Raw genomic sequence first — 26,243 nt, forward strand, 5'->3', positions numbered from 1 at the left:
ATTTTCCTACTTTCGTTTCTGAGAAAAGGAAAAAGACTCACTTGTTCATCATGAGCCTTATTCTTTCCGCCGAATCCTTGGCCTTGTCAGATATGTTGCTGAGGGTTCTTGCTATGTTGAGGATGTAGAATCCGTCGCCCCAGCTCAGCTCATTCTCCTTCTCGAAGACGAGCTGCATGAGCCTCGTATCGAGTCCGTCTATCTTACTCTCGACGCTCTCTATCTCCCTGATTATCTCGTACTCCCTCTCGATTTCCTTCTCGGTGAAGCCGCTCTCTATGACGCGGTCCATCTGGACTATAGCCTCGTGGACGAGCTTAGCAGCTTTGATGCTCTCCGTCCCCATCTGAAGGATTATATCCTTAATATCGGTCGGGATTCCATTCGGCCTCTTGATGAGGAGCCACTTGGCGGTGTCTTCAGCAGCGTCGGCAACCTTGTCCTGCATGTGGAGGTATATGAGAACGTCCTCCCTCGCGACGGCCATGAGAAGCTTGGAGCTGAGGGAGTCCCTTATTTCCTCCTTTATCCTGTCGGCAACGTCCTCGAGGCGGTCGACTTCGATGGCCACCCTCTCCATCTCCTCAAAGTTCCCCTCGTACCAGAGGCGAAGAGCCTTCTCGAGGGTCTCAACCGTCTGGAGGACCACATCAGCGTGCTTGATTAGAGGCTTGAACGGGCTCTTCGCAAAGAGTTTGGTCCACACCTGCATGATATCACCCCACCACCATAAGCACCTTGAATATAACGGCACTCACGAAGGCCGCTATCGGAACCGTCACGAACCAGGAGATTATTATATCCCTCACGATGTTCTTGTTTATTGCTTTTACTCCTCTGGCCAAGCCTATGCCTATGACGGCACCGACCACCGTGTGGGTCGTCGAGATCGGCATTCCGAGCCAGGAAGCCACGAGAACCACCGTTGCAGCGGAGAAGTCTATGGTGAAGCCCCTCGTGTTGGTGAGCTCTGTTATCTTCTTGCCGACCGTCTCCATGACGCGGTAGCCGTAGGTTGCGACGCCAACCGCTATGCCTACTCCACCGAGGGCGAGAATCCACCTCGGAACGGGCACCTGCATTCCGGCCAGACCCATCGTTGCGACGGCATAAACGGCGGCAACAGGACCTATTGCGTTGGCAACGTCGTTGGCTCCATGAGCTAAAGCCACGTAGGCAGAGGTGACTACCTGCACCTTCTTGAATATGCTCTCAACGCCAATGTACGGGTCGCTCGAGGGGAAGCGGACCTTTATGAGGAAGTAGCTGAGGATGAAAACGATTATGCCGAGGGGAAGCCCATAGAAAATAACCCCCCTCTTGAGATCACTCCCGTGGAGAACCTTGATGTAGAACATGGCCCCGATGACCACAAAGGCCATGCCTATCCAGAAGGGAGACCATATCCTCGCACTTCTCACAGGGTTTCCGCTTTCGAAAATGCTCTTGGTCAGGGCCTTAAAGATGAAGTAGGCCATCAGGGCACCGATTATCGGGGACAGAATCCAGCTGAGAACGACCTGCGCCATCTTGTCCCAGTTGACGATGCTCAAGCCGGCGTAGGCTATCCCGTAGCCCGCTATGCCACCTATGATTGAGTGAGTAGTTGAAACCGGGAGGCCGAATTTGGTAGCCATTACCAGCCAAATCGTTGCAGCCAGTAGAGCCGCGATGGAGCCGTATATCAGAACCGTTGGATCTGTGATTTTGTCGGGGTAGAGTATGCCCTTCCTTATCGTCTCTGTGACGCTCTTGCCGAAGAAGTAGGCTCCAGTGAACTCGAGGATGCCCGCTATGATCACGGCCTGCTTCGGAGTTATCGCCTTTGCACCGACGGCAGTGCTCATAGAATTTGCGGCATCATTGGCACCGATGGCCCATGCCATCGAGAATCCAAGAATGATGGTTATCATTAGCCACGGATCCACGCTCACCACCGGGGATAACTTCAGGGGGGAATATAAATATCTTGTCGCAGTAGAATATAGTGCACCGCAAAGCTCTATATAGACCTAAATAGAATAAAGAGAAATCAGGGTTCGACCTTGACAGGCTCAACCCCAATGCTTCCATCGGCCGCCATGAACAGCCTTGTATAGTGGTCAAAGCCGCCCTCGTCAGGCGGAGCGTAGAGCGGGGCTCCTGCAGCGCCGGTTACTATGAACTCAGCGCCCTCCTTCTCGCCGTACCAGAACATGTGGATGTGGCTGAAGATTCCGAAGGCGTTGTACTCCCTCATTAGACTGAGGAGCCTCTCTCCATCAGTCGGGTTCATGCCGTGATCCCCATCGGGCCGCGGGTCAACGGGCGGGGCATGCATGATTATTACCGGCCTCTTGCCCATCGCTTTTGCCTTATCCAGCTCATTCTGGAGCCAGGCCCACTGCTCGTCGCTCAGGCTGTAGTCGTTCTCGATGTTGTTCATGAAGATGTAGTAGTAATCCCCGAGGACGAAGGAGTAATCGGTCGGACCGAACACTTGGTGATAGACGTTTATACCCTCCCCGCGGTACTCGTGGTTGCCCGGGGAGACGAATATAGGCTTGTCCCACTTCCACTCCTTGAGCAGAGCCGCCCACTGGTCAACGGTTCCTGAATAGACAAGGTCTCCACCATCAATGACGAAGACTGCATCTTCGTTGTTTATCTCATCCCTTATCTTAAGGAATACCTCCGGAACCTCGGTGCCGCCATCGGGCCTGTGGTCGCCGAAGGCTATGACCCTGTAATCGCCGAGATCCTTGGGTGTCAGGCTGAAGGAATCGGCGCTCGTTGTGAGCTTAACCCACGTTTCGCCAGTCTCAGCACCCTCCGGCAGATTTAGGACGCCCGGATTGGTGTTCTCGACGATGTAGGTCAGCTTGACGCCCTTCGCGTCCTTAACCTCGACGGTGATGTTGAAGCTCAGGGCGTGGATGTAGACGGTGGAGCCATTCACGCTGCTTATGAAGCCACCCTTGACCGTCACGTTTTCGCCCTCAACAACGCGCCAGTAGTAGATGAACGGCTCCATGGTCTTGAAGGAGCCTAGATACCAGTTCTCACCCTCGTCGGGAATTCCATTCCAGTTGTTATCACCTATGACCTTAACCACAACTCCCTCAAAGTCACCCATCCTGAGGACATCGTCCGTCCTAACACTTCCGCCGTTCTTGAGTTCCAGCGCGTATTCAACGGCGGCACCGACACCAGCCTTGCTCGTTCCCGTGAAGACGTAGTAGGCTTTCCCATCTTGGTTGAAGACAGCGAAGATGCCCTTATCCTTGCCGACGAACTTGACGCCGAGCTTGTAGATGATGTAGCCGAAGTAGTCGTTGACTGTGATGAGAATCGGCTTACCCCTAAGGAGAGCCCTTGCGTCGGCGGGAGAGAGGATCGCGACGCCACCAGTGTAGTCCTTGGCCGGAAGAATCTGGGCGTCCGGGAAGTAGTGCTTGGCCAGATCCTCGTAGCCTTCGCTCACGTAGACCTTTGAGACGTCGGCAAGGTTGTACCATCCCGCCAGAACCTGACCCTTCTCATAGCTATCGAAGTCTATGCCCCCTGAAGGCGTAGAAGTTGGAGACGTCGACGTTCCCGTTGTCTCGGTGGTTCCGCTGGAGCCGATACAGCCCGAGACCAGTACAACGAAGACGAGCAGGATTGCAAAAGCGGCTTTCTTCATGGACTTCACCTAAGAGGAGATTGATACACGGCCTTAAAGCCCTTTTGATTACGTTTAAATATCCAACGGCCGAAGTTCTTTTGGTGATACCATGTTCGTCGGACACTACACCGAGGTGCCCGAGAAGGACACAGGTTTTGAGGGAGTAACTATCAAGTGGCTCGTTTCTCCGAAGCTCGGAGCCAAGAACTTCGCGATGAGATATTTTGTCCTCAAGAAGGGTGCCGAGATACCCCTCCACAGTCATGACTGGGAGCACGAGATATTCATCGTGAAGGGCGAAGGGATAATAACCAACGGGAAGGAAGAGCACCACGTCAAGGCCGGAAACTTCCTCTACGTCCCGCCCAACGAGCCCCACGGCTACAAGGCACTGAGCGAAACCTTCGAGTTCCTCTGCCTGATTCCGGCCAAACGGGAAGCCATTCCAGACGACGAGTGGGCCTAGCGCCTTCTGTAGTGATGGATCTTTATTTTCTTTCTCCTGGTTACCATCAGGTCTGCTTTCTTGGATTTAGGGCGGATTGGAGGTTCTTCAAGAAACGCCCATGCGAGGTCATATGCAAGGGAGGCCACGAATATCAGGATGAGACCGAGGATTATCAGCGGCGTGTAGTACCAGATGACCCCGATTTTGGGAATTACGAGGAGAGGTTTGCCGATGACCTGATCGGGATATACCACCCATGGATCAGGCCTCTCACGGTTGTCTCCCTTAGTAATGTAATAGATCTGTCCGTTCTCATCGGTGTTTATTTCAATGACCCTATGGAGAATGCGGTACGTGGAGTTCCCAATCTCAATGCGGTACAGGATGATATCACCAACGTGAACATCGTGAGAGGGATACGTTATAACTAAATCATTTGGATGTATTTTCGGTTCCATAGAATCAGTTAGAATGACAACGTACTGAAAGCCGAAGACAAATTTAAGGACAACTACTAGGACGACGACGAACAGGAGAACATAAGTCAAAATGGAAAGGATATCACGACACTTGGCACTCATTCAGGGCCTCCTAGAGAGTTCATGAACCCTGGTAGACCACATAAACAGTGTCAAAGCTGCTGAGGGGAACACCATCAGCGCTGGCTCCGTTGGTGAATGTCACAGTATAAGTACCGCTTCCATCAAGAGTAACCTGGCCCCATGCAACTAGAGTCGTGCCGCTGTAGAGCTTGACGTAGAGGGTTCCAGCTCCGGGATCAGTGGTTATGGTAACCGTTGCACTGACTACGTAGTCCGGATTGTTGGTGTTAAGGTTCCAGGTGACATCGGCCGTGGTGACAGTGCTAGTGATCGTCTTGCTTCCCTGGCCAAGCTCCTGAACGTTCACTGTAATAACAGGCACAGCAAGCGCAGCACCAACCAGCGCCAGGACAAGCGCCAGCGCGAGTGGAATTAACCTCTTCTTATTGTTCCTCCTCATGGGACTTCACCCCCGTGACTAGAGCCTTGTGATTTTTGGTTGAATGGGATATATAAATAGTTTTCTAAAACAAACCATGTTGGTTCACTGTAGAACATTGTAAGTTCTACAAATGAACCACAGATTTACCACATATCTAACAATTAATGTTGTAGAATCTGCAAAAAATGCCTCAGTGTAAAACAGTACCTTTAAGGTACGTGGAACCTGCCCAGGTGACCTTGACGTTTATCAGCTCACCAGGGTTTCCATCATCAAGTATTATATCCTTGTAGTTGAAGGTCCTGCCCTCCACTCCACCCTTCTTGCCCTCGCCGTGGACGAGAACCTCAACCTCCCTGCCAACGTAGTCCTGGTTTATCTCGTAGGCTATCTGGAGCCTGAGCCTGTGGAGCAAGCGAGAGCGCTCCTTGACCATCCAGCCAGGGAGCTGCTTCCATTTGGCGGCTATAGTTCCGGGTCTCGGCGAATAACGGGAGACGTTTATCTTGTCGGGCCTAACCCTCTTGACAAGCTCGACCGTGTTCTGGAATGCTTCCTCGGTCTCTCCAGGGAAGCCGACTATGATGTCCGTGTTAAGGTTCAGCCCGGGAATCTTCCTTCTGAATTCGTTAACTATCTCCTCGAACTCCTCAACCGTGTAAGTGCGCCCCATTCTCCTCAACACTTGGTTGTCCCCGCTCTGGACGGGCAGATGGAGGAACTTGTAGACTTTCTCGTCCTGATATGCCTCGATAAGCTCGTCAAGGAACTTTATTGCATGGTTCGGGTTCATCATGCCGACCCTTATCCTGAACTCGCCTTCTATTGAGGTTATCTCGTCGAGAAGCTCCGCCAGGTTGGTCCCAATATCGAAGCCGTAGCAGCCGGTGTCCTCGCTGGAGAGCTGTATCTCCCTGTATCCGCGCGCCAAAGCCTCCTTGACCCACCTAATCACGAGTTCAGGTTTGTAGCTCTTGAGAACCCCACGGGCAAAGCGCGTTGCACAGTAGGTGCACGCGTTGAGGCAGCCCTCGCTTATCGGAACCACGAAGGTAACGCCACTCTTCCACAGGCGGGGAAGCTCAAGCTTGTCGATATTCCTCTCGCGCCAGCCCTCAACGCTCACCAGCTTTCCGCCGCGCTCGGCAATCTCTATTGCCTCGGCTATTCTGTCTATGCTCTTTACTCCCAGTATTCCAGAAACGTTGGGATCTATTATGTTGGGGTTAACATGTGTGAGGCAGCCCGTAACGATGACCCTTTTACCAGAATCAAGGAGCTCCTTTATGCGCTCCCTCATGTGCTTCTCGGTGGGGTCCTTTACGGCGCAAGTATTCACAACAACGTAGTCGGCGCTTTCCGGAGTCTCCACTAACTCATAGCCCGCTCTAAGGAGGATTGCCTCCATTATCTCGGCGTCCGCTTTGTTCCGGGTGCAGCCGTAGGTCTCGATGTGAACCTTTATCATCGCACTCGCCTGGTCTTGGGGGTTTAAAAAGCATGCTGGTCAGGTCTGTGGATACGAGATCAAAAAACATGAATAATGAGCTCCAAAGTATAATAATAGTAAGAGGGAAAGGAAATCAAATAACCTCTCCGAAAGCGAACTTCCTCTTGACTGAGTTAATGACGATCTCAACCTCGTCGCCGACCTGAGTGTTCGGGACGAAGATAACGAAGCCCTTTATCTTGGCGATACCATCGCCACCCTTTCCAAGGCTCTCGATCCTAACTCTATACCTTTCTCCAACCTTAACAGGGGCTTCGTAGCCACCACCAAATCCATCTCCATACATATCTAACACCAACTCTTTCAACTTTCAGGGCTCTTCGGAAGGGCTCCAGAAGAGCACCGAGCCTAGTTAGTTTGAGGCTTTATAAACCTTTGGGCAGTTTCAGCGAGTTACCTTTACCAAAAAAGTAAACAAAAATGTTTGAGACACCAAAATAAGCTGAAAAAAGTGAGATTTCGACCGAAGATTCCGTTTTAAACCTCAGGTTCAGAAAACGCTTTTATCCATGAGCCCCTTAGTGTAGATTAGGTGAAGTGAATTTCATCGGGAGGTGATAGTTTGGGCGAGATTACCCTCAACAAAGTCTGCCGAATCGCCGGTGAGGCGAAGCTTGTGCTGTACGAAGAAGATGGAACAGTTCAAGATGCACTCTTCATCGCCACTGCTCCGATTAGGGGTTTTGAGAAGCTCGCGGTGGGCAAGAATCCACTTTTCGCAGTCGAGGCTGTCATGAGAATTTGCGGTCTCTGTCATGCGTCCCACGGCATAGCGATGAGCGAGGCCATAGAAAATGCCATTGGAATAACACCGCCAAGAAACGGAATACTGATGAGAGAAGCCCTTGGCCTCGTGAACAGGATTCAGAGCCACATGCTCGAGTTCCTCATGGTTGCTGGGGACCTGCTAATCGAGGAGAAACGGGAAGAAGTTCTGTTCCAGCTCATGGACTTCCACGCCAAGATCAGCGACTACCTTCTCAAGATGGGAGGAGCAGCAACGCATCCTCCCAACCTCACAGTCGGAGGAATGTTCTCCATCCCCAAATGGAGCGTCTTTAACAACCTTAAGGCACGTCTTCCAGGGCTGATGGAGCAGTGGGATGGAATAGCCCACCTGCTGACCGATGAGGACATCCAGACGGAAATCGCCGAAGAACTCAGAGAAAAGCGCGCCGAGAATGAATACCTCACCAGCAGTCTGTTCTACGGGGACAGATTCAACATAAACGTCGAAAAAATCGAGACCATGCCCTATTACGAATACAGAAAGGAGCACCAGCACTCAAAGGAATCAACTACCCTCATAGCTTTCTACGGAAAGGAAAAGGTAGAAGCCGGTCCAAGGGCGAGGATGAAGGTGTACAGGGAGTTCAAAGACTCATCCCTCTACGGCATTCACACCGCGAGGGTTCAGGATACAACGCTGGCCCTCATGAGGCTCGAAGAGATCCTTGACAGCATAAAGATGGACGAGCCGTTCAGAACGAAGAACATAGTTTTCGGACCAGGCAAGGGTGTTGGAGTCTATGAGGCGCCAAGGGGAACGCTCATCCACTTCATCGAGCTTGGAGACGAGGGCAGGGTGGTCTCCTCCAAGATAATCGTCCCCACTATGTTCAACATCCCTGTGATGGAGGAGATGGCAAAGGGTCTGAGCGTTAAAGCGGCCGAGGCCGTTATGCGCCTCTATGACCCGTGTATTCCGTGTACGACCCATGTTGTGAGGCTGGGGGGATGATTATGGAGAAACTCAAGGTTCTTCACGTTGATATAGGCGGCTGTGAGGGCTGCAACGTCAGCATCATTCGCGCGTACCCAAAGCTCATGGACTTGATAGAGCTCGACATATCCTACCTGCGGAAGGAAGAGTATAAGCTCGACGAGTACGACGTGGCGATAATAACGGGCGGAGCATGTATGAACGAACCAAGGATTCTTGAAGAGCTGAAGGAGATAAGGGAAAAAGCCCACACTGTGGTGGCATTTGGTTCGTGTGCAACCTTCAGCGGGATATTGCGCTTCTGCCGCGGCGGGCAGGAGCCAAGGCCCGACCACAGGAACTTCCAGCCCATAAACAGCGTAATTAAAGTTGATTACTCCATCCCTGGCTGCCCGCCAACGCCGCAGATGCTCCAGTCCTTCTTCAAGTTCTACATCAACGGCGACGAGAGAAGGCTGAGGCTCTTCAAGGTGAGCGCCGACATCAAGAAGCTGAGCGGCTTCGACCTGATAGACGACATAGTGCTTACGGGACTCTGCATAGGCTGTGGTGCCTGTGAGCTGTCGTGCCCGACCAATGCTATCAAGCTGATAGACAAGAGGCCCAACCTCGTTCAGGAGAAGTGTATCCGCTGCGGCACCTGTTATATAAGGTGTCCGCGCGCCTCACAGATTCTGTCCATGGGTGGTGCGAAATGATGAGCGTTACAGACAACCTTTTGGGAAACGTCTTTGGAATTTATCTCGTGCGGGCAACCGATGAGGAAATCCTCAAAAGAAAGGTTGCCAGCGGTGGCGCGGTTACAGCTCTCTTAGTCTACGCCCTGGAGAAGGGCCTCATAGATGGCGTTGTAACGGCCAAAAGGACAGAGGGACTGGAGGGTCAGGCGGTAGTTGCGAGGACAAGGGAGGAGCTCCTTGAAACTGCCGGAAACAAGTGGAGCATAGTGCCCTTTGCCTCCAGGATGAAGGCCAAGATAGAGGAGGAAGACCTAAAGAACGTTGCCGTAGTCTGCCTCCCCTGCCAGGCCCAGTTCTTCGGCCAGATGAGGGACTTCCCACTCCTGGAAAGCGATTTCGGAGAGAGGGTAAAGTACATCGTCAGCCTCTTCTGCATAGGAACATTCGCATTCGAGGCCTTCCTCAACTACCTCAGGATGAAGCACGGCATAATGGCCCAGGATATCAAGGACATAGTCCTTAAGGGAGACTTCCTCGAGATATACCACGGCGATTCAGTGCTCTCACTGCCGATAAAAGAGGTTTACTCGTACCTCCAAGCCGGCTGTCTGGTCTGTACGGACTACACTGGAACCTGGAGCGACATCTCGGCCGGCTTCGTGGAGAGCGAGAGGGGATGGACGGTCCTTATAACGCGCAACCTTAAGGCAGAAGAGCTCGTTAAGAGCGCCGAGAAGGACGGATACATAGAGCTGCGCGACGGCTCCCACGTGATGGGAGAAGTCCTCAAAGCGGCCAGGGAAAAGCTTGCGAGAGCGCAGAAGAACATGATGTATCTGCTCTGAGGGCAACTTTTTCATTTTATCATCTGGATTACCCTTTTGGAAGGTGGTTGGATTGATAAAGAGGGTGAAAATTTTCAGGTGGCAAGATGGACCAGTTCCCGCCGAAGACTACGTCTGCGTTGAGGAGACCTTCGAAATCTTCGCAGTACACGAAAAGGACGAAGAGTTTCTTGCCGAACTTCCAGCTTCACCCAACCAGCTGAAGGAACTTGGAGCCGGATTTGTCGTATGTGGAGGCTATGAAAGACCTGAGGACATAGTTGACGTATGGGTTGAGGGCAGGGAAATTTACGTGAAGGTGAAGGATGCCCCCACCACCACAGGCGAGCTGGTTGTGAAACACACACCCTGCGGCGACCCCTACAGAATGAAGGAGGGCAAAATTCTCAGCAGGAAGGGCGAGGAAGTCAAAATAACCCCCGACCTCGTATTGAAGATATCCTCCACGACGACAACGCTGGCTGAGACGTGGAGAAAGACGGGGGGCACACACTGGGCGGCCCTTTTCGATTTAAACGCCAACGTCGTTGCATTCAGCGAGGACATAGGCAGGCACAACGCCGTCGATAAGGTCGTAGGATACGCCGTCCTCAACGGACTCGACCTTGAAAGGCTTATCCTGGCATCGAGCGGCAGGATGCCCTATGGCATGGTAAGGAAAGCAGTCAACGCGGGCATTCCAGTAGTGGTGACGAAATCACCGCCGACGGACAAGGGCGTGGAGCTCGCCAGGGAGCACGGGGTAACCCTCATAGGCTTCGCGAGGGGAAGGCGCTTCAACGTGTACTCCGGGGAGCATCGATTATTGTTCTGAGACTTACTCCTGTTTTGTTCTAACCCCTCCCCGCCTTGAAGGGCAAAGCTTGATGAATAGTCAAACATGTACATTGATGGCATTCTTAATTCAATGTTCTACGTCCATAAATGGCCTTAAGTGATTTTGTTTACTCCAGTATCCGGCAGTATACAAACAAACTTAAAAAAAGCCCTCTGAGGGCTTTATTTCGCTGTTTCCCAATGGACATAACCTTTTGTTAAAAACCAAGCGATTTAAAAAGTGTTTTAAGCCAAACAGCGAACTGTCGTTGAAAAGTAAATGATGTACAGTACGCAATATAGAGTACATTGACGTCCAAAAATGTTCCTCAATGTGGAGGTGTGGAGAATGAGTGAAAGGCTCGTCCCTGTGGTCTGCCCCTACTGTGGTGTAGGGTGCAGGCTCTACATCAGGAGTGTTGATGGCTATCCCGTAGGCATAGAATACGCCAAGGACATCCCCAACATCTCAAACGAACTCGGAAAGCTCTGCCCTAAAGGCAACGCCGTCGTTGAGTACCTCCTCGCAAAGGACAGGCTCAAGAAGCCCCTCAAGGCCAAGGAGCAGGGCAAGTTTGTTGAGATAAGCTGGAGCGAAGCGATTAAGGAGATCGCCGAGAGGCTCAAGGCCTACGCCAAGGACGACCCGAACCAGCTAATGTTCTTCGGTTCAGCGAGAACCTTCAACGAGCCCAACTACCTCATCCAGAAGCTGGCCAGAATGCTCGGCACCAACAACGTTGATCACTGTGCGAGGCTCTGCCATGCACCAACTGTCACGGGTCTCAAAGCTGTTTTCGGTGCCGGTGCAATGACCAACACCTACAAGGATATCGAAGAGGCAAACGTCATCTTCATCATAGGCCACAACTACGCCGAGACCCACCCAGTTGGCTTCCGCTACGTCCTCAAGGCCAAGGAGAGGGGCGCTAAGGTCATAGTCGCCGACCCGAGGTTCACCAGAACGGCCTGGTTCGCTGACATATACCTCCAGCACTATCCGGGAAGCGATATCGCGTTGATAAACGGCCTTATCCACGTCATCATCAAGGAGAAGCTCTACGACGAGAGGTTCGTCCGCGAGAGGTGCGTCGGCTTCGACGAGGTCGTCTCAGCTGTCGAGAAGTTCACACCCGAGTTCGTCGAGAAGGTAACCGGCGTCCCAGCGGAGCTTATCGTTGAGGCTGCGAGAACCTTCGCAACCGCCGGAAAAGGCGTTATAACCTGGGCCATGGGTCTGACCCAGCACACCCACGGTACCGATAATGTAAGGCTTCTCGGAACTCTCTCGGCTATATGCGGCTATCAGGGCAAGGAAGGCGCTGGCTGTGCCCCAATGCGCGGTCAGAACAACGTTCAGGGCGCCTGTGACATGGCAGCCCTGCCGAACGTCTTCCCAGGCTATCAGGCCGTCACAGACCCTGAGAAGAGGAAGTTCTTCGAGGAGTTCTGGGGCGTTGAGCTGAGCGGCGAAGTTGGGCTGACAACGGTGGAGGCTGCCTACGCGGCCGACAAGGGCAAGGTCAAGGCATACTACGTCATGGGTGAGAACCCGGTCATAAGCGAGGCCAACGCCAACCACGTGATGCACACCCTCGAAAGACTCGAGTTCATGGTTGTTCAGGACATCGTTCCAACCCCCACGATGGAGTTCGCCGACATAGTCCTTCCGGCTGCCGCCATGCTCGAGAATGAGGGTTCCATAACCAACACCGAGAGGCGCGTGCAGTGGAGCTTCCAGGCGGCAAAGCCACCTGGAGAAGCAAGGCCCGACTGGTGGATTATAAGCGAGGTCGGTAAGGCCATCGGTTTTGACAAGACCGGATCCGGTGGATTCGTCTACAACGATGCAGCCGACGTTCTCAGGGAAATCAACGCCTGTACTCCGCAGTACCGCGGTATAACCCCAGAGAGGCTCAAGGAGAACCTTGCAGGACTCCACTGGCCGTGCCCGAGCCCAGACCATCCGGGAACAAGGGTTCTCTACAAGGAGAAGTTCCTGACCCCCGATGGAAAGGCCCACCTCGCAGCAGTCCCGGAGTACAGGGGACCCGTCGAAATGCCGGACGAAGAGTACCCGTTCCTCCTCACAACCCACAGGTACGTCGGAATGTATCACACCGCAACTATGACCATGAGGAGTGAGGCCCTCAAGAAGCGCTGGTCAGAGCCCTTGGCCGAGATTCACCCTGAAGACGCTGAGAAGCTCGGAATAAAGAGCGGAGACTGGATCAAGATAGAGACTAGGAGAGGAGCCTACCCGATCAAGGCAAAAGTGACGAGGGCCGTCAAGAAGGGTGTCATCGCCGTCCCGTGGCACTGGGGAGCCAACGTCCTCACCAACGACGCCCTCGATCCCGTGGCAAAGATACCGGAGACCAAAGCCTGTGCCTGTAAGGTCGTCAAGATCACAGAAGAGGACGCCAAGAGGCTCATGGAGAAGCTCCCGCCCGTTATACCCAAGATTGAGGTCGTTAGGGGGTGAATTAGATGGCCAGAAAGACCGTCTTTATTGACTTTTCGAAGTGCATCGAGTGCCGCGCCTGTGAGGTTGCCTGTGAGCGCGAGCACAACGGGATGTCATTCATCAGCGTCTTTGAGTGGCAGGAAATGGCAGCCATGGCCCTCAACTGCCGCCACTGTGAGAAGGCCCCCTGTGTTGAGGTCTGCCCGACTAACGCCCTCTACCGCGACAAGGATGGGGCGGTCCTGCTCGCCCCCCAGAAGTGTATCGGCTGTCTCATGTGCGGCATAGTCTGTCCATTCGGAATACCAGAGCTCGACCTCATCAACAAGATAATGGGCAAGTGTGACCTCTGTGCCCACAGAAGGGCCGAAGGAAAACTCCCAGCCTGTGTGGAGACCTGCCCGACGGATGCACTTCTCTACGGCGAATTCAACGAGATAATCCGGAAGAGAAGGGAGAAGTTCACGGAGAAGACCATAGAGCTTGCCAAGACCGGGGAGAACATCCAGCTGACAGGAGTGTGATAGCATGGAGGAGCTTTTCGTTCTTTCCTTTTCAATTCCACTGGTTGGCGGGCTCCTGCTGTTCAAACTCGATGGTAAGAAGGCAGATTACTTCATGCTCATCACTGTCATCCTGGCCACTCTGCTGAACCTCGCGGGTGTTTATGAGTTCTATTCCTCTGGAATGCCTTCCATTCACAAAACCCTCGTGAGCTCTACAACCTTCGGTGAGGCCTACGGCCTCCTGATAGACCCTATGAGCGTATGTGTTGGCCTGGTCGTGATAACGGCTGGACTGCTCTTCATGCTTTATGCAAAGGACTACATGAGCCCAGAGAACAAAGAGCACCCCGTCTATGAAGGCAAGGGAAGGTTCTACGCATGGATGGTTCTCTTCATCGGTGCGACGCTTGCGTTTATCTATTCCTCGTCAGTCCTCCAGCTGCTAATATTCTTCGAAATCATGAGCCTCGCTTGTTGGGGTTTAGTGAGCTATTATGGAGGTAAGAAAGCTAAGAGGGCTGCGTACAAGGCCCTGCTCGTGCCGAACTTCGGTGCGATGGTCGGCCTCTACACAGCGGTCGGGATAGGAATCACCCGCCTCCACGACCTCAGCCTGTTCGCATATTCCAACCTTACCGACGACCTGAAGCTTATTGTCTTCATAGCAGTTATGATAGCCGCTTTCACCAAGAGCGCTCAGTTCCCGCTCTATTCGTGGCTGCCAGACGCTATGGTAGCCCCAACGCCTGCTTCAGCCTTCCTCCACGGTGCTGCAATGGTCGAGATGGGTGTCTACCTGCTCGCCAGGTTCATCCAGTTCATGCAGCCCATCCCGAAGGAAGGCTTCTACGTCATGGCCGCCCTCATCATCGCCACACAGGTAATCTGCATCCTGATGTACCCCCTCCAGAAGAGCGCGAAGAGACTGCTCGCCTACTCGACGATAGCAGAATCTGGCCTGATGTACGTCGCCCTCGCGACGGCAGTCCTCGGGTTGCAGGGAGGACTGCAAGCCTCGATGTTCCAACTTTTCAACCATGCGTACATCAAGGGTCTTGCTTTCCTGACGGCTGGAACGTTCAGCTACGCCCTCGGAACCCTTGAGATGGACAGGATAAAGGGCCTCATCAAGTCCCCTGTGGTCGGCTACGGCTGGACCTTTGCCCTGCTCGGTTTAGCGGGCGTTCCACCATTCGGCGTGTTCTTCGGAAAGCTCGGCATCCTCAGCAACGCTGAAGCGATGAAGGAGAGCGCCCTCGTTATTGCCATGTTCGTCCTGCTCCTCATAGACTCGGCGGTATTCCTCATGGTGTCCCTGAAGAGGATACATGGCATGGTTTTCAGCGAAGGTGGAGAAGAGGTCGAGATTACACCACTGATGAAGGCTGTGATGGTTATCCTGCTCGTCCTGGCCATGCTGGCCCCGTACATAGCGTATCCAATGATCGTCAAAGTGGGGTGGTGAGAGATGTTCGACGTAACGCTCACTTTTTCACTTGATAGAACTGCAGTATTCTTCGTACTCAACGTCGCGATACTCGGTATAGCGGCGCTCATGGCATCGTTCAGATACATGAGGATATACGAGTTCAGGCCAAAGATACCCTACTATCCGACCCTCATTATATTCATAGCCTCAATGCTCCTCATCCCAATGGTCCAGGACTGGCTCAGCTTCCTCTTCCTCTGGGAGATAATGACGCTCGCTTCATACTTCCTGATAATCTACGACTGGCCGGAGGAGAGCGTCAAGAAGGCCGGCTGGAAGTACTTCGTGACCATGCACCTCTTCGACACATCTCCCCTCATGCTGGCAGTGACTATGTACTACGCCTTCCATGGAACGTTCAACTTTGGAGCCATAACGGAGTATAGCAACGCCATAGTCGCGCTCTTCCTCCTGGGATTCGCAGCCAAGGCTGGCCTCTTCCCGCTCCACTTCTGGCTTCCCGATGCCCATCCAGCCGCACCAAGCCCTGTCTCGGCCCTGATGAGTGGTGCAATGGTTGAGCTCGGCCTCTACGGAACTATTAGGGTTCTCGATGCCGTGGGATGGAGCGTCGCAACCTGGATAGTCTATCTCATCGGCGCAATGGCAGTGCTCAGCATGCTGGCTGCCATACTCAGCTACACTCTCCAGGACGACGTCAAGAGGCTCTTCGCGTGGTCAACGATAGACAACATGGGCTGGATGTACCTGCTCATCCTGGCAGGCCTCCTCGGCGTTGCAGGAGTGGAGAAGAGCGTTGACTACTACGTCGTCTCCCACGGCCTCGCCAAAGCGGCCGCATTTATTTCAACGGGCGCCCTCCTCTACGTCTTCGGTACGAGGAGCCTGGAGAAAACCAAGGGCATGATGAAAGCAGACCAGCTCACCGCAGGATTAGTGATGGCCTCAATATTTGCCCTCGAAGGTGTCCCGCCATTCAACCTCTTCCTGAGCAAGCTCAATGTCATAAAAACTCTCCTTACAGTGAGCCCAGCTTTGGCATACTTCACGGCCCTTGAGTGGGTGATAGCGTTCATACTGTTCCTCAGGGTCGTCCACGCCTACATCATAAGCGACGGCAGGCCAGAGGCAAAGAGACAGCTCGCTGGCAGTATAGCGCTCTCCGTGGTGATACTGCTCGTTCTTTCGCTGGTGAGCCAGTTCATCTGTGACTACATATGGGTGAGGTGGTGAAGATGGAGGGACTCTTTACGATCGCCGTCATCCTGTATCTCCTCTCCATACCTGCGGCGTTAGCCTTCAGAAGGAGCTTCAAGACTTCAATCGGCATCGGTCACATACTCACGGCTCTAGCCTCCATAGCCCTGTTAGCCTTTACCTTCGCGTCAATACCAGATGTCCTCAGCGGGAAGACCATCGAATTCACCTATGACTTAGGAGTGGCCCAGATTCCGTTCCAGATTGATGGGCTCTCGCTGATAATGTGCTTCATCTTCGGCGCCCTCGGACTTGCAGCGTCAATATATTCCCCAAGGTACATGGCAATCTACGAGAAGTCCGGCAGAGGCTGGATGTACATAACCATATATTCAGTGTTTATGCTCTCCATGATACTCATAGTCACAATAGCCAACATGTTCTGGTTCATTTTCCTCTGGGAAGTCATGACGTTTACATCATACCTCCTGACGATCTGGGAAAGCGACAAAGAGGAGGTCAGAAAAGCCGGCTGGAAGTACTTCGTGACTATGCACATAGTGAGCACGCTACCACTGATAGTCGCCATCGCCCTGCTGTATGCAGACGTTGGCTCAATCGAGGGGCTTAACTTTGAGAGTCTAGCAGCATTAAAACTAAGCCCAGTATTCTACGCCCTCTTCCTGATAGGCTTTGGAAGCAAATCAGGTGTTGTTCCGCTGCACTTCTGGGCCCCGGAGGCCTATACGGTCGCCCCGAGCAACGTCTCCGCTCTAATGGCTGGAGCACTGGAGAAGGTTGCGGTCTATGCCCTGATAAGGACTACATGCTTTATCATGAAGCCAAACGAGACTTTCGGATATGCAGTTGCCCTGCTTGGAACAGTAACTCTGACAGTTGGAACCCTCTACGCGTTGAAGCAGACCGATGCCAAGAGACTTTTGGCCTATCACAGTATCGGCCAGATAGGCTACATCTGGCTCGGCATGGGCGTTGGGATAGTTTTCATAGCCAGGGGAGATATGTACTCAGCCTTCGGAGCCATAGCCCTAGCATCAAGTCTGTACCACCTCGTTAACCACACGTTCTTCAAGGGACTGCTCTTCCTGTCGACGGGTTCAATATTCTACAGAACCCGCAGCAGGGATCTCAACCAGCTGAGAGGTCTAGCCAAGCTGATGCCATTCACGGCGCTCTTCACATTCATAGCCGCAATGTCGATAGCTGGAACTCCTCCGTTCAACGGATTCATGAGCAAGTGGATGATATACCAGACAACGTTCCTCTCGGGCAACGGCCTGATAGTGTTCTTTGGGGTGATGGCCCTCTTCATCAGCGCAGCAACGCTGGCTTCATTCATCAAGTTCTACACGACCGCGTTTGGAGGAGAACCGACGGAGTTTACGAAGGACGCTGAGGAAGTCCCATCCCCGATGCTCATCGCCAAGGGCTTCCTGGCTTCACTCTGCCTCCTCCTTGGACTGGTTCCAAGCCTCATCCTGCCGATACTGCTTTCGCCAGGGGCAGCCCTAGCAGGCATAGATGTCTCAGGATTGATGGACACAAACTACTGGCTTGTTACGATTAAAGCTCCGCTCATGCCGACGGGAGCAGAAAGCTACTTCAAACCGCTACTCTTTGCGACACTCTTCGGCGTGCTCTTCCTCGGCATCTACCTGCTCTTCCCGGTCTCAAAGAAAACCTACAGACCCTGGACCCTCGGTGAGCCCGTGGCGATGGAGCACTACAAGTTCAAGGCCATAAACTACTACGAGCCCTTCGAGGAGTACATCCACCCGCTCTACCACACCGGCCACGTTCTCAGCGAGTTCGGCTCCGCCCTGATTGGCGCAGTCGCCAATGCGTACGTCTCAACGGCCACGGCCCTCCACAAGGCCTGCGATTCCATAAGCAGGGGAATAACAGGGGTCGGCAAGGCATACGAGAGGAAGTGCCCCGAGGTATACTTTGACGAGTACTTCTTTGCCCCTCTGGTCAAAATAGCGAGGGTCTCGGGAGTGCTCCTCGATGAAGGCTTCATGAAGCCCAACGCGGCGCTCACAATAGCCCTGGTAATCCTGGCAGTTATACTCGCACTGATGGTGCTGTGAGGTGGTGAAGATGACGCTCGAAAAAATTGCATTCGCGGCCGTTTCACTGATGATAATCATCCTCCTTCCGCCCCTCCTCGACGGAATAAGCAGAAAGATCAAGGCTACCGTCCAGGAGAGGCAGGGGCCCCCAGTCTTCCAGACCTACTACGACCTCTCGAGCCTGCTCTCAATGGAGCCGATCCTTCCAACGGATAGACTGGGTTTCCTCATAGCTCCCTATGTGGCCTTTGCTTCAGCAGTCTCAGCCGCCCTGCTCCTCCCCTTCGGGAACTTCGTTCCAGTGGCCTTCACAGGGGACATCTTCGTCTTCCTCTATGTGCTGGCGATATTCTCGATCTCGATGATGATGGCAGGCTTCCTCGTGAACAACACCTACTCAAACGCAGGTGCCAACAGGGAGATGATGCTCATCCTCAGCGTGGAGCCGATACTGGGAATAGCAATCGGAATACTCGCGCTCAAGACCCACTCGCTCAGCGTGAGCGGGATTCCACTCAACCTCAGCCTCACACCCTCCGTTGTCCTTGCCTTCATCTTCCTAGCCTACGCCGTCTATACCGAGTGCGCATTCATACCCTTCGACATAGCCGAGGCCGAAACGGAAATACTCGAGGGTCCACTCGTTGAGTACAGCGGAAAGCTGCTTGGAATCTTCAAGTGGGCTATGCTGATAAAGCGCGTAGCCCTGATATGGCTCTTCGCGAGCTTCATAGCACTGCCTCTTGTGAGCAGATTCGTTGACCTATCGACGCCATACGGTGGGGCAATAGCACTGATCACCCAGCTGGCTCTGCTAGTGACGCTCTACGCCATGTCGGCCATCATAGAGTCAACGACGGCCCGTATGAAGGTAATCCAGGCCATCAGGCAGAACACGGTGATATTCCTTGCGGGAATAGTCGCGCTGGTGATAGCTTCCCTGGGATGGTGAGGTGATGTTCATGTCCGAAGTTATCAAGTTTAACGAGGCCCTGAAAGAGAGGCACATACGCCGGGGAGATGAAAAGGCCAGGGTAACGCGGGAGTACTTAGATGAGATCATCAAAAAGTTCGGGGAGAAGATAAGAGACGTTAAGCAGGTCGCTTACAACCAGTGGGTCATAACCGTCGAGAGAGAGGACCTCCCGGAAGTAGTCCTCCACTTCCTCGACCACCCGGAGTGGAAGGAGACACAGCTCTCAACGATGGTCGCCACCGACGAGAGGCCCCTAAACGGCAAGTTCAGCATCACCTACTGGCTCAGCGTTAACGGAAAGGCGGGTGACTTCTACCTCGGTGTCAGGGCTTACCTGCCGGAGGACGACCCGAGGTTTATCTCGATAGCGGCCAAGCACAGGGGCGCGAACTGGTACGAGAGGGAAGCCATGGAGATGCTCGGCCTCACCGCCGAAGGCCACCCCGACCCGAGGCGGCTCGTCCTTCCGGACGACTGGCCGTCCTGCGTCTACCCGCTCAGGAAGGACTTCCACTACTCGGACAGTCCGCCGGGGGAGAAGTTCTACCCCTACAAGGAGCCGAAGAAGGACGAGATAATAGTTCCCTACGGACCGTATCATGTAGCCCTTGAGGAGGCAGCACACTTCAGGCTCTACGTGAAGGGAGAGACCATAGTGGACGTTGACTACCGCGGCTTCTACGCCCACAGGGGCATAGAGAAGATATCCGAGGGAAGATTAACCTACGATCAGGTCTGCTTCATAGCGGAGAGAATATGTGGAATCTGCGGCTGCACACACTCCACAGCCTACTGTCAGGCGGTTGAGAACGCCGGAGGCATAGAGGTTCCGGAGAGGGCGGAGTACATCAGGACGATAGTCCTCGAGATAGAGAGACTCCACAGCCACCTGCTCAACTTTGGAATAGCCTGCCACCTCGTTGGCTACGACTACGGCTTCATGAAAGCCTGGAGGATAAGGGAGCACGTGATGTGGCTCGCGGAAAGGCTGACGGGCAACAGAAAGACCTACGGAATGCTCCTTGTCGGCGGCGTTAGGAGAGACCTTTTGGAGTACAGAAAATCCCTGCTGGAGGACGTCCTCAAGAAGATAAAGACCGAGTTCAGTGAGCTCGTCGATGAGGCAATCTCAACGAGCACCTTCGTGAAGCGCCTTGAAGGCGTTGGGGTTCTGCCCTACAAGGTCGCCAAGGAGTGGGACGTTGATGGACCCCTCGGCAGGGGCTCCGGAAGGGACTTCGACGTGAGAAGGGACCACCCGTACGCTGCCTACAAGTACCTCGACTTCAAGGTCCCAGTCTACAAGGAGGGTGACGTTCTGGCGAGGGCCCTCGTCAGAATAGAGGAAGTTTTCGAGAGCATCTGGATAATAGAGCAGGCCCTCGACCAAATGCCTGGAGGAGACATTCTGGCGGAGTACAAGGAGATACCCCCCTACTCGGAAGCGATAGGCATGACCGAGGCACCGAGGGGCGAGAACATTCACTACGTCATGACTGGCGAGAACAACAAGGTCTACAGGTACAGGGCCAGGGCGGCAACCTACAACAACCTGCCAGCCGTTCCCGACATGATGCGCGGCTACACCATAGCCGACGCCCCGCTCATTGTGGCAAGCATAGACCCCTGCTACTCCTGTACGGAGAGGGTTCAGATAGTCGACGTCGAGAGCGGGAAGGTTAGGGTTCTCACAGAATCCCAGTTCAACAAACTTTCCATAAAGGCCTCAAGGAGGGTCTGAGATGGCCGTGACGCTGAAGTACCCCTTCGTGAAGCTTGAAGCTCCTCCGGAGTACAGGGGAATTCCACAGATAGACGCGACCCTCTGCATAGGTTGCGGTGCCTGCGTTAACGCCTGTCCGCCAGATGCACTCCTCAGGATAGACAACTACGACAGAGGAGTTAGGGAAATCGTCCTTGATATTGGACGATGCATCCGCTGTGCGCGCTGTGAGGAGGTCTGCCCCACCGGAGCGATCAAGCTCACGAACCTCTTCGAGGCCGCTTCACCCGACAGGATGGACCACGTGGAGGTTGTTAGGCTCAAGCTCGTGAAATGCAAGAACTGCGGCAGGTACGCCGACTTCACTGAGAGGCAGGTGAGGAAGGCCCTCCAGATTCTCCCCGAGGAGATCATCGAGGAGGAGGCTCTGGAAGAGAAGGTCTGGCTCTGCAGGGACTGCAGGAGGAAAGGGACAGTTGATGGAGCCATAGAAGCCAGCAAGGAGGTGGTTCTATGAGCAGAAAGCCGAAGCTCCGCTCCATATGGGTCTTCCACCTCAACACCGGCTCGTGCAACGGCTGTGACATCGAGATAATCGACGTGCTTACACCGTTCTACGACGTCGAGCGCTTTGGAATCAAGCTAGTTGGCTCACCAAGACATGCCCATGCACTCCTCGTCTCAGGTCCGCTCACGAGACAGGCCTACTACGGCGCCAAGGAGACCATAAAGGCGATGCCGCCGGAGCCAAGGGTGATAGTCGCCGTCGGAACGTGCACCTGCAGCGGAGGGATATTCTACAACGGCTATCCAGTCTACAGAAGGCCCGAGAGCGGCAGGGAGGGAAGAGAGTATCCACGGAGGGGAGGTATAGCAGAGCTCATCGCTGACTTGAGGGACGAGGGCGAGAAGGTCGGTCCGGTCATCTACATCCCCGGCTGCCCACCGAGGCCGGAGGAGATAATCTACGGCATAGCACAGCTCGTGGGACTCGTCGAGAAGAAGCTCAGCTATCAGGAGTACAGCGATGAGCTGGTTCCCTTCAAGCTCCCAGAGGGGCCGCTGGAGGAGCGCATCAGGCTGACCCTTATGGAGAGGCTCAGGCACCTCGTGGGATACCTCGACAGGGAAAAGATCCTCGAGGATTTCATGGGGCTCGTTAAAGAGGCCGAGAAGAGCGAGAATCCCAGGGAGGAGCTGGCCAGGCTCGTCAAGGACTACGCCGCCAAATGCGGGGACGTTAGACTGGGCTTCTGTATGGCGCTCCTCGAAAGAGAGTACTGGAGGGTCAGGGATGCCCTGGATGCTGGTAAAGAGTTCGTATATTGGGTTTAAGAGCTACCTCGCGGGTGCTCTCTCCCACACGGAGGGAGACTTCGAGGTGAAGGAAATAGTCGGGGAGATAAGCCCCAGAACAGCCCACCTGCTTAGAAAATCCTTCGAACGGTCATACTTCACGCTCGCCGATGCTCCCCTGATTCCCTTCGAAGAGCTGGATGAGGGGGATAGGCGGCTCATCTTGGAGGCCCTCCGGGGCCTTAGGGAGAATGAAAGGCTCAAAATAGAGAGGAGGTGAATTGGATGGCTGAGACAAAGGAAAAAATCCTGTATGGAGTAGACACGACATTTGAGGCCGTGGCGAAGAAGGCCACCCCCAAGTTCAAGACGACCCCGGGTAGGCTGCTCTTCGCCGGCTTCATGGCGGGGGCCTTTATCGCCTTCGGATTCCTCCTGGCGGTGGTTGCAGCGGCTGGCTACAGCCCGAAGCTCTTCCCAGACACCGGTAACATATCCGCCTTTAAGATACTCCTCGGTGCAGTCTTCCCGGTCGGCCTCATAGCCGTCATCTTAGCGGGAGCCGACCTCTGGACAGGAAACGTTCAGTTCCTCAGCTCGGCCAAAGCGAAGGGCTACGCCGACTTCAAATGCGTCCTCTACAACTGGTTCGGAAGCTACGGTGGAAACTTCATAGGCTCGATATTCCTCGCGCTCCTGGCCGTTCCGCTCACCGGACTCTTCGGCCACGTTGGGGACCCGAACACCTTCGGCCAGGTCACGGTAGGCATAGCCACCGGCAAGGTCTCGAAGGACATACTGGCGTTGTTCTTCCTCGGTATCGGCTGTAACTGGCTCGTCAACGTCGCAATATGGCAGTCAGCCAGAGTTCAGGACGGTGCCGGCAAGATACTTGCCATATGGTTCCCAATCTTCGCCTTCGTTGCCATAGGCTTCGAGCACGCCATAGCCAACATGTGGGCCATTCCAACTGGCATACTCCTCAGCGACTACGCCATAACCTGGACCCAGTTCTTCCACAACATAATCCCAGTAACCTTCGGTAACGCCGTCGGTGGCTTCCTCTTCGTGGCCTTCTACTACTGGTACCTCAGCCACCCAGAGCTGACCACGGACAGGATGATCAAGGAAATCATCGACTTCTTCGTCGTCTTCATGGCCTTCTGGGTCGTCGCGACCCTCATCCCCGCAGGAATCGGCATAGCCCTCGACCAGGCCCTTGGCAAGGGTGCCATGTACCTCGTCCCGCTGGTGCTCTCAGCCTACTACATCGGCGGTGCCTTCGTCCTCTACAAGAAGGCCAGGCTGGCCTGACGACTTTTTCCTTTTTCCATCCATCGTGAGAGGTGAGAAAAATGCTCGAAAGCACGTTCATGACGCTCATGAAGCTCATCATTCCCCTTTACATAGCCGCGTTCGTCATCTATGCCGTTAGGGCCTTTAAAGGGCCAAGTATTCCAGATGTTATCCTCGCAGTGGACTGTATGAGCTTTGATATCGCAGCCTTTATGGCCATCCTGGCAGTCTACTTCAAGTCCACCTTCCTCGTAAGCGGCGCAATAACACTCACCCTCTGGGCCTACCTGCTGGACATCTACGTCGCCAAGCACTTGGCTAGGGGGGAGGTGGGAGCATGAGCGAGATACTCTTCTACATTGGAGCAGTCATGATAATCATCGGCGGCATCTGCGACCTCTTCGGAGCTATAGGCTTACTCCGCTTCCCCAACTTCTACGTCAGACTGCACGCTGCAACAGTTGGAACGATTGGCGGAGCGGTGGTTCCCCTCTTTGGCGTTGCCCTGCTTGCCCTCGGTGCGGACTTCCTCCCCCACAGGTACGCCATAGCTGGGGCCAGCTTCATCACGGGGATAATCGTCCTCCTCGCAGCGCCAGCGGGAGCTACTGCACTAGCCTACGCTGCCCATAAGGTCAAGCTCGTGGAGTGGAAGCCAAAGGTCGACCATCTGGCAGAGGTGAGGGGCAATGATTGAAATCCACCTGCTGATCTTAGCCACCGTCGCAGTCCTCGGCATGGTCTTCTCCTATCTGGCCATCACAGAGAAGGACCTGCTCAAGGCGGTCGGATTTTCCGCCGTACAGGCAATAGCTTACGCCATAGCCTTCTACATCCTAATGGCGCCGGACATCGTCCTAGCATATGTTGCCATAGCAGTAGGAATCTACTCTGCCCTGCTCGTCTTCGTGATAAGCAAGACCGAAAGGTACGAGGTGGTGTGAATGAAGCGCTTGGTCACGCTCATCCTCCTGCTCACCGCGGTCATCACGCTGGCCTACGTCTTCCAAGTCCCCCAGCCAGAGGACGTCAAACCCCTCGGTGAGTTCTACCTCGAAAACAGCTATTTCGGAGATTACTCGGCCAAGAGCCCGGAGGTTATCACCTCAATCCTCTGGGACTACCGTGGCATTGACACGCTCTTCGAGACTGCAGTGTTCTTCCTCGCAATAATAGGCAGCCTGACCGTCTTCAGGCTCACCAAGGAGCAGGAGAAAGAAGTTAAAACAGAGTCAACGCAGGTGGAACCACTCCCCCTGCCGATTAGGACGGTTACAAAGGTTATCGTTGCGATGATCCTCGCCGTTTCGGCTTCGATAGCCCTGCACGGTCACTTAACGCCCGGTGGTGGCTTCCAGGGTGGTTCAGCTTTAGCAGTTGCTCCATTGCTGATAATCGCAGCTTACTCTAAGTATGCCCTCGAAAAGAATGGCTTAGACAAGACCAGGGCGTTAATCCTGCGTTCTATCGGACTCCTAGGAATAGCGTTAGTGGCGTTAGTTCCACTCCTCAGCGGGAGCTACATAATGCAGAACCAGCCGATATTCCCTGCAGAGATCAACGGCCAGCTCATTGGCGGTTCGCTGATTTACTACAACTTCTTCGAGTTCCTCGCAGTTGGGGCTGGCTTTACAGCAGTGTTCCTCCTCCTGGCGATTCCAGAGGAGAAATTCAAGAAAATCCTGGGGGTGAGGAGATGATAGGCTTCCTCTGGAGCCTCGTGGTAATTTCACTCATGACGACACTGCTCATCGGCCTCTACGGAATTGCCAGAAGGCCCAACCTCGTCAAGAAGCTCATAGCACTGACTATCATCGGTGACACCGCGAACCTGCTCGTGGTCATGCTCGGCTACCGCCTGACCTATCCGACGGCTCCCCCGATCCTCCCGAGCCTTGAGAAGAGCGCACTAGGGAGCTTCCTGAGCGCCGCGGTTGACCCTCTCCCCCAGGCGCTGGTAATCACCGCCGTCGTCATTGGAATGGCTGTCAACGTGCTGATAGCCTTCGCAATCGTTCAGATTTACAGGCTCTATGGCACGCTCGACGCGAGGGAAATAGGTGTAAAACGCTCATCGCCGCTGGAGGGTGAGAAGATATGAGGGGTGTGATTCCCACCGCACTGCTCGCGTTCATTACCTACATCCTGTTCACTGGCTCCGCAACGCCCTACGATTTGGCAACCGGAGCCATCGTCGCAATCGCCGTAGGACTGCTAGCGGGCAAGTTCCTCGTGAAGAACGACGCTAAAGCGCTGAATCCGGCCAGGTGGCTCTGGCTTGGCGCTTACTTCCTCTGGTACATGCTGGTCGCCGAAGTCAAAAGCCACATTGACGTGATGCTCAGAATCATTACAGGAAACGTCGAGCCCGGAATAGTCAAAGTGCCTATCGACGTGAAGACCGAGTACGCCAAGACCCTCGTGGCGAACTCCATAACCAACACGCCCGGAACGGTCGTGGTGGACATGGACGAGAACTACCTCTACGTGAACTGGATTGACACTAGCACGGAAGACCCAGAAGAAGCTAGAAGTGAAATCTCCGCCGACTTTGAGAAATACGCGAAGAAAATATTCGAGTGAGGTG

Annotated in this window: 29 protein-coding genes; 22 read left to right on the top strand and 7 right to left on the bottom strand. The window is 54.0% G+C overall.

Annotated elements, in window-relative coordinates; all coding sequences use genetic code 11:
- Nucleotides 1–37 precede the first annotated feature (37 nt).
- The 3 genes from E3E26_RS01980 to E3E26_RS01990 form a co-directional block, all read right to left on the bottom strand.
- Nucleotides 38–712, bottom strand: a complete 675-nt coding sequence (locus E3E26_RS01980; RefSeq protein WP_167899672.1) for a TIGR00153 family protein — start codon at nucleotides 710–712, stop codon at nucleotides 38–40.
- A 4-nt stretch (nucleotides 713–716) separates the two neighbouring features.
- Nucleotides 717–1,937, bottom strand: a complete 1,221-nt coding sequence (locus E3E26_RS01985; RefSeq protein ID WP_167899673.1) for an inorganic phosphate transporter — start codon at nucleotides 1,935–1,937, stop codon at nucleotides 717–719.
- 95 nt (nucleotides 1,938–2,032) lie between these two features.
- Nucleotides 2,033–3,664 (bottom strand): metallophosphoesterase, encoded by a 1,632-nt coding sequence (locus E3E26_RS01990; RefSeq protein WP_167900103.1) that lies wholly within the window; start codon nucleotides 3,662–3,664, stop codon nucleotides 2,033–2,035.
- A gap of 91 nt (nucleotides 3,665–3,755) precedes the next feature.
- Between E3E26_RS01990 and E3E26_RS01995 the strand changes: the two genes are divergently transcribed.
- Nucleotides 3,756–4,112, top strand: a complete 357-nt coding sequence (locus tag E3E26_RS01995) for a cupin domain-containing protein (protein WP_167899674.1) — start codon at nucleotides 3,756–3,758, stop codon at nucleotides 4,110–4,112.
- Here the strand turns inward: E3E26_RS01995 and E3E26_RS02000 are convergent.
- The 4 genes from E3E26_RS02000 to E3E26_RS02015 all read right to left on the bottom strand — a co-directional run bounded on the left by E3E26_RS02000 (nucleotide 4,109) and on the right by E3E26_RS02015 (nucleotide 6,874).
- On the bottom strand, nucleotides 4,109–4,675 hold the full coding sequence (locus E3E26_RS02000) for a signal peptidase I (protein WP_167899675.1): 567 nt from the start codon (nucleotides 4,673–4,675) through the stop codon (nucleotides 4,109–4,111). The two genes, E3E26_RS01995 and E3E26_RS02000, sit on opposite strands and share 4 nt — an antisense overlap.
- 19 nt (nucleotides 4,676–4,694) lie before the next feature.
- Complete coding sequence (locus E3E26_RS02005) at nucleotides 4,695–5,096, bottom strand: hypothetical protein (protein ID WP_167899676.1); 402 nt, start codon at nucleotides 5,094–5,096, stop codon at nucleotides 4,695–4,697.
- Between the two features lie 172 nt (nucleotides 5,097–5,268).
- Nucleotides 5,269–6,546: a tRNA (N(6)-L-threonylcarbamoyladenosine(37)-C(2))-methylthiotransferase gene (locus E3E26_RS02010; protein WP_167899677.1), complete on the bottom strand. Its 1,278-nt coding sequence runs from the start codon at nucleotides 6,544–6,546 to the stop codon at nucleotides 5,269–5,271.
- Nucleotides 6,547–6,661: 115 nt separating this feature from the next.
- Nucleotides 6,662–6,874, bottom strand: coding sequence for a TRAM domain-containing protein (locus E3E26_RS02015; protein ID WP_014013099.1), 213 nt, complete (start codon nucleotides 6,872–6,874; stop codon nucleotides 6,662–6,664).
- Nucleotides 6,875–7,150: 276 nt separating this feature from the next.
- Here E3E26_RS02015 and E3E26_RS02020 point away from each other — a divergent pair, with 276 nt between their 5' ends.
- The 21 genes from E3E26_RS02020 (at nucleotide 7,151) to E3E26_RS02120 (ending at nucleotide 26,239) form a co-directional block, all read left to right on the top strand.
- A complete protein-coding gene (locus E3E26_RS02020; protein WP_167899678.1) occupies nucleotides 7,151–8,329 on the top strand; it encodes a nickel-dependent hydrogenase large subunit in 1,179 nt (392 codons plus the stop codon).
- Complete coding sequence (locus tag E3E26_RS02025; protein ID WP_240911620.1) at nucleotides 8,326–9,009, top strand: 4Fe-4S binding protein; 684 nt, start codon at nucleotides 8,326–8,328, stop codon at nucleotides 9,007–9,009. Before E3E26_RS02020 ends, E3E26_RS02025 begins: the two co-directional genes overlap by 4 nt.
- A complete protein-coding gene (locus tag E3E26_RS02030; protein WP_167899679.1) occupies nucleotides 9,006–9,836 on the top strand; it encodes a Coenzyme F420 hydrogenase/dehydrogenase, beta subunit C-terminal domain in 831 nt (276 codons plus the stop codon). Before E3E26_RS02025 ends, E3E26_RS02030 begins: the two co-directional genes overlap by 4 nt.
- A gap of 43 nt (nucleotides 9,837–9,879) precedes the next feature.
- On the top strand, nucleotides 9,880–10,650 hold the full coding sequence (gene fdhD, locus E3E26_RS02035) for a formate dehydrogenase accessory sulfurtransferase FdhD (protein WP_370520066.1): 771 nt from the start codon (nucleotides 9,880–9,882) through the stop codon (nucleotides 10,648–10,650).
- A 351-nt stretch (nucleotides 10,651–11,001) separates the two neighbouring features.
- Nucleotides 11,002–13,137 carry a formate dehydrogenase subunit alpha gene (fdhF, locus tag E3E26_RS02040; RefSeq protein WP_167899681.1) on the top strand — a complete coding sequence of 712 codons (2,136 nt, stop codon included), beginning with the start codon at nucleotides 11,002–11,004 and terminating at the stop codon, nucleotides 13,135–13,137.
- 5 nt (nucleotides 13,138–13,142) lie between these two features.
- On the top strand, nucleotides 13,143–13,643 hold the full coding sequence (locus E3E26_RS02045) for a 4Fe-4S dicluster domain-containing protein (RefSeq protein WP_167899682.1): 501 nt from the start codon (nucleotides 13,143–13,145) through the stop codon (nucleotides 13,641–13,643).
- Between the two features lie 4 nt (nucleotides 13,644–13,647).
- Entirely contained in the window at nucleotides 13,648–15,090 is a 1,443-nt protein-coding gene (locus E3E26_RS02050; RefSeq protein ID WP_167899683.1) for a hydrogenase 4 subunit D, read from the top strand.
- Nucleotides 15,091–15,093: 3 nt separating this feature from the next.
- Nucleotides 15,094–16,308: a complex I subunit 5 family protein gene (locus E3E26_RS02055; RefSeq protein WP_167899684.1), complete on the top strand. Its 1,215-nt coding sequence runs from the start codon at nucleotides 15,094–15,096 to the stop codon at nucleotides 16,306–16,308.
- A 2-nt stretch (nucleotides 16,309–16,310) separates the two neighbouring features.
- Nucleotides 16,311–18,383: a proton-conducting transporter membrane subunit gene (locus tag E3E26_RS02060; RefSeq protein WP_167900105.1), complete on the top strand. Its 2,073-nt coding sequence runs from the start codon at nucleotides 16,311–16,313 to the stop codon at nucleotides 18,381–18,383.
- A gap of 10 nt (nucleotides 18,384–18,393) precedes the next feature.
- Nucleotides 18,394–19,317 (top strand): respiratory chain complex I subunit 1 family protein, encoded by a 924-nt coding sequence (locus E3E26_RS02065; RefSeq protein ID WP_167900106.1) that lies wholly within the window; start codon nucleotides 18,394–18,396, stop codon nucleotides 19,315–19,317.
- 10 nt (nucleotides 19,318–19,327) lie between these two features.
- The gene (locus E3E26_RS02070; RefSeq protein ID WP_167900107.1) at nucleotides 19,328–21,082 is read left to right on the top strand and encodes an NADH-quinone oxidoreductase subunit C; all 1,755 of its coding nucleotides are present in this window, start codon (nucleotides 19,328–19,330) and stop codon (nucleotides 21,080–21,082) included.
- A 1-nt stretch (nucleotide 21,083) separates the two neighbouring features.
- A complete protein-coding gene (locus E3E26_RS02075) occupies nucleotides 21,084–21,581 on the top strand; it encodes a 4Fe-4S dicluster domain-containing protein (RefSeq protein ID WP_167899685.1) in 498 nt (165 codons plus the stop codon).
- The gene (locus E3E26_RS02080) at nucleotides 21,578–22,399 is read left to right on the top strand and encodes an NADH-quinone oxidoreductase subunit B family protein (protein WP_167899686.1); all 822 of its coding nucleotides are present in this window, start codon (nucleotides 21,578–21,580) and stop codon (nucleotides 22,397–22,399) included. The genes E3E26_RS02075 and E3E26_RS02080 overlap by 4 nt, the downstream gene beginning before the upstream one ends.
- Nucleotides 22,359–22,640: a hypothetical protein gene (locus tag E3E26_RS02085; RefSeq protein WP_167899687.1), complete on the top strand. Its 282-nt coding sequence runs from the start codon at nucleotides 22,359–22,361 to the stop codon at nucleotides 22,638–22,640. Before E3E26_RS02080 ends, E3E26_RS02085 begins: the two co-directional genes overlap by 41 nt.
- Before the next feature lie 5 nt (nucleotides 22,641–22,645).
- Nucleotides 22,646–23,674, top strand: coding sequence for a formate/nitrite transporter family protein (locus tag E3E26_RS02090; RefSeq protein ID WP_167899688.1), 1,029 nt, complete (start codon nucleotides 22,646–22,648; stop codon nucleotides 23,672–23,674).
- A 41-nt stretch (nucleotides 23,675–23,715) separates the two neighbouring features.
- Nucleotides 23,716–23,997, top strand: a complete 282-nt coding sequence (locus E3E26_RS02095) for a monovalent cation/H+ antiporter complex subunit F (RefSeq protein ID WP_167899689.1) — start codon at nucleotides 23,716–23,718, stop codon at nucleotides 23,995–23,997.
- Nucleotides 23,994–24,353 (top strand): monovalent cation/H(+) antiporter subunit G, encoded by a 360-nt coding sequence (mnhG, locus tag E3E26_RS02100; RefSeq protein WP_167899690.1) that lies wholly within the window; start codon nucleotides 23,994–23,996, stop codon nucleotides 24,351–24,353. The genes E3E26_RS02095 and mnhG overlap by 4 nt, the downstream gene beginning before the upstream one ends.
- Nucleotides 24,346–24,600, top strand: a complete 255-nt coding sequence (locus E3E26_RS02105; protein ID WP_068665210.1) for a hydrogenase subunit MbhD domain-containing protein — start codon at nucleotides 24,346–24,348, stop codon at nucleotides 24,598–24,600. Before mnhG ends, E3E26_RS02105 begins: the two co-directional genes overlap by 8 nt.
- The gene (locus tag E3E26_RS02110) at nucleotides 24,601–25,356 is read left to right on the top strand and encodes an MnhB domain-containing protein (RefSeq protein ID WP_167899691.1); all 756 of its coding nucleotides are present in this window, start codon (nucleotides 24,601–24,603) and stop codon (nucleotides 25,354–25,356) included.
- Nucleotides 25,353–25,757 (top strand): Na+/H+ antiporter subunit C, encoded by a 405-nt coding sequence (locus E3E26_RS02115; RefSeq protein WP_012572540.1) that lies wholly within the window; start codon nucleotides 25,353–25,355, stop codon nucleotides 25,755–25,757. Before E3E26_RS02110 ends, E3E26_RS02115 begins: the two co-directional genes overlap by 4 nt.
- Complete coding sequence (locus tag E3E26_RS02120; RefSeq protein WP_167712068.1) at nucleotides 25,754–26,239, top strand: Na+/H+ antiporter subunit E; 486 nt, start codon at nucleotides 25,754–25,756, stop codon at nucleotides 26,237–26,239. The genes E3E26_RS02115 and E3E26_RS02120 overlap by 4 nt, the downstream gene beginning before the upstream one ends.
- Nucleotides 26,240–26,243: the final 4 nt, after the last annotated feature.

This window comes from Thermococcus sp. LS1 (genome assembly GCF_012027395.1).
GTDB lineage: Archaea > Methanobacteriota_B > Thermococci > Thermococcales > Thermococcaceae > Thermococcus.

Coding starts and splice junctions, on each gene's coding strand:
- E3E26_RS02080 (WP_167899686.1), top strand. CDS start 21,578: ATGAGCAGAAAGCCGAAGCTCCGCTCCATATGGGTCTTCCACCTCAAC.
- E3E26_RS02120 (WP_167712068.1), top strand. CDS start 25,754: ATGAGGGGTGTGATTCCCACCGCACTGCTCGCGTTCATTACCTACATC.
- E3E26_RS02075 (WP_167899685.1), top strand. CDS start 21,084: ATGGCCGTGACGCTGAAGTACCCCTTCGTGAAGCTTGAAGCTCCTCCG.
- E3E26_RS02095 (WP_167899689.1), top strand. CDS start 23,716: ATGCTCGAAAGCACGTTCATGACGCTCATGAAGCTCATCATTCCCCTT.
- E3E26_RS02105 (WP_068665210.1), top strand. CDS start 24,346: ATGATTGAAATCCACCTGCTGATCTTAGCCACCGTCGCAGTCCTCGGC.
- E3E26_RS02025 (WP_240911620.1), top strand. CDS start 8,326: ATGATTATGGAGAAACTCAAGGTTCTTCACGTTGATATAGGCGGCTGT.
- E3E26_RS02050 (WP_167899683.1), top strand. CDS start 13,648: ATGGAGGAGCTTTTCGTTCTTTCCTTTTCAATTCCACTGGTTGGCGGG.
- E3E26_RS02055 (WP_167899684.1), top strand. CDS start 15,094: ATGTTCGACGTAACGCTCACTTTTTCACTTGATAGAACTGCAGTATTC.
- E3E26_RS02015 (WP_014013099.1), bottom strand. CDS start 6,874: ATGTATGGAGATGGATTTGGTGGTGGCTACGAAGCCCCTGTTAAGGTT.
- E3E26_RS02065 (WP_167900106.1), top strand. CDS start 18,394: ATGACGCTCGAAAAAATTGCATTCGCGGCCGTTTCACTGATGATAATC.
- E3E26_RS02005 (WP_167899676.1), bottom strand. CDS start 5,096: ATGAGGAGGAACAATAAGAAGAGGTTAATTCCACTCGCGCTGGCGCTT.
- E3E26_RS01980 (WP_167899672.1), bottom strand. CDS start 712: ATGCAGGTGTGGACCAAACTCTTTGCGAAGAGCCCGTTCAAGCCTCTA.
- E3E26_RS01995 (WP_167899674.1), top strand. CDS start 3,756: ATGTTCGTCGGACACTACACCGAGGTGCCCGAGAAGGACACAGGTTTT.
- E3E26_RS02000 (WP_167899675.1), bottom strand. CDS start 4,675: ATGAGTGCCAAGTGTCGTGATATCCTTTCCATTTTGACTTATGTTCTC.
- E3E26_RS02070 (WP_167900107.1), top strand. CDS start 19,328: ATGTCCGAAGTTATCAAGTTTAACGAGGCCCTGAAAGAGAGGCACATA.
- E3E26_RS02030 (WP_167899679.1), top strand. CDS start 9,006: ATGATGAGCGTTACAGACAACCTTTTGGGAAACGTCTTTGGAATTTAT.
- E3E26_RS02010 (WP_167899677.1), bottom strand. CDS start 6,546: ATGATAAAGGTTCACATCGAGACCTACGGCTGCACCCGGAACAAAGCG.
- E3E26_RS02060 (WP_167900105.1), top strand. CDS start 16,311: ATGGAGGGACTCTTTACGATCGCCGTCATCCTGTATCTCCTCTCCATA.
- E3E26_RS02115 (WP_012572540.1), top strand. CDS start 25,353: ATGATAGGCTTCCTCTGGAGCCTCGTGGTAATTTCACTCATGACGACA.
- mnhG (WP_167899690.1), top strand. CDS start 23,994: ATGAGCGAGATACTCTTCTACATTGGAGCAGTCATGATAATCATCGGC.
- E3E26_RS02110 (WP_167899691.1), top strand. CDS start 24,601: ATGAAGCGCTTGGTCACGCTCATCCTCCTGCTCACCGCGGTCATCACG.
- E3E26_RS02085 (WP_167899687.1), top strand. CDS start 22,359: ATGCCCTGGATGCTGGTAAAGAGTTCGTATATTGGGTTTAAGAGCTAC.
- fdhF (WP_167899681.1), top strand. CDS start 11,002: ATGAGTGAAAGGCTCGTCCCTGTGGTCTGCCCCTACTGTGGTGTAGGG.
- E3E26_RS02045 (WP_167899682.1), top strand. CDS start 13,143: ATGGCCAGAAAGACCGTCTTTATTGACTTTTCGAAGTGCATCGAGTGC.
- E3E26_RS02090 (WP_167899688.1), top strand. CDS start 22,646: ATGGCTGAGACAAAGGAAAAAATCCTGTATGGAGTAGACACGACATTT.
- E3E26_RS01990 (WP_167900103.1), bottom strand. CDS start 3,664: ATGAAGAAAGCCGCTTTTGCAATCCTGCTCGTCTTCGTTGTACTGGTC.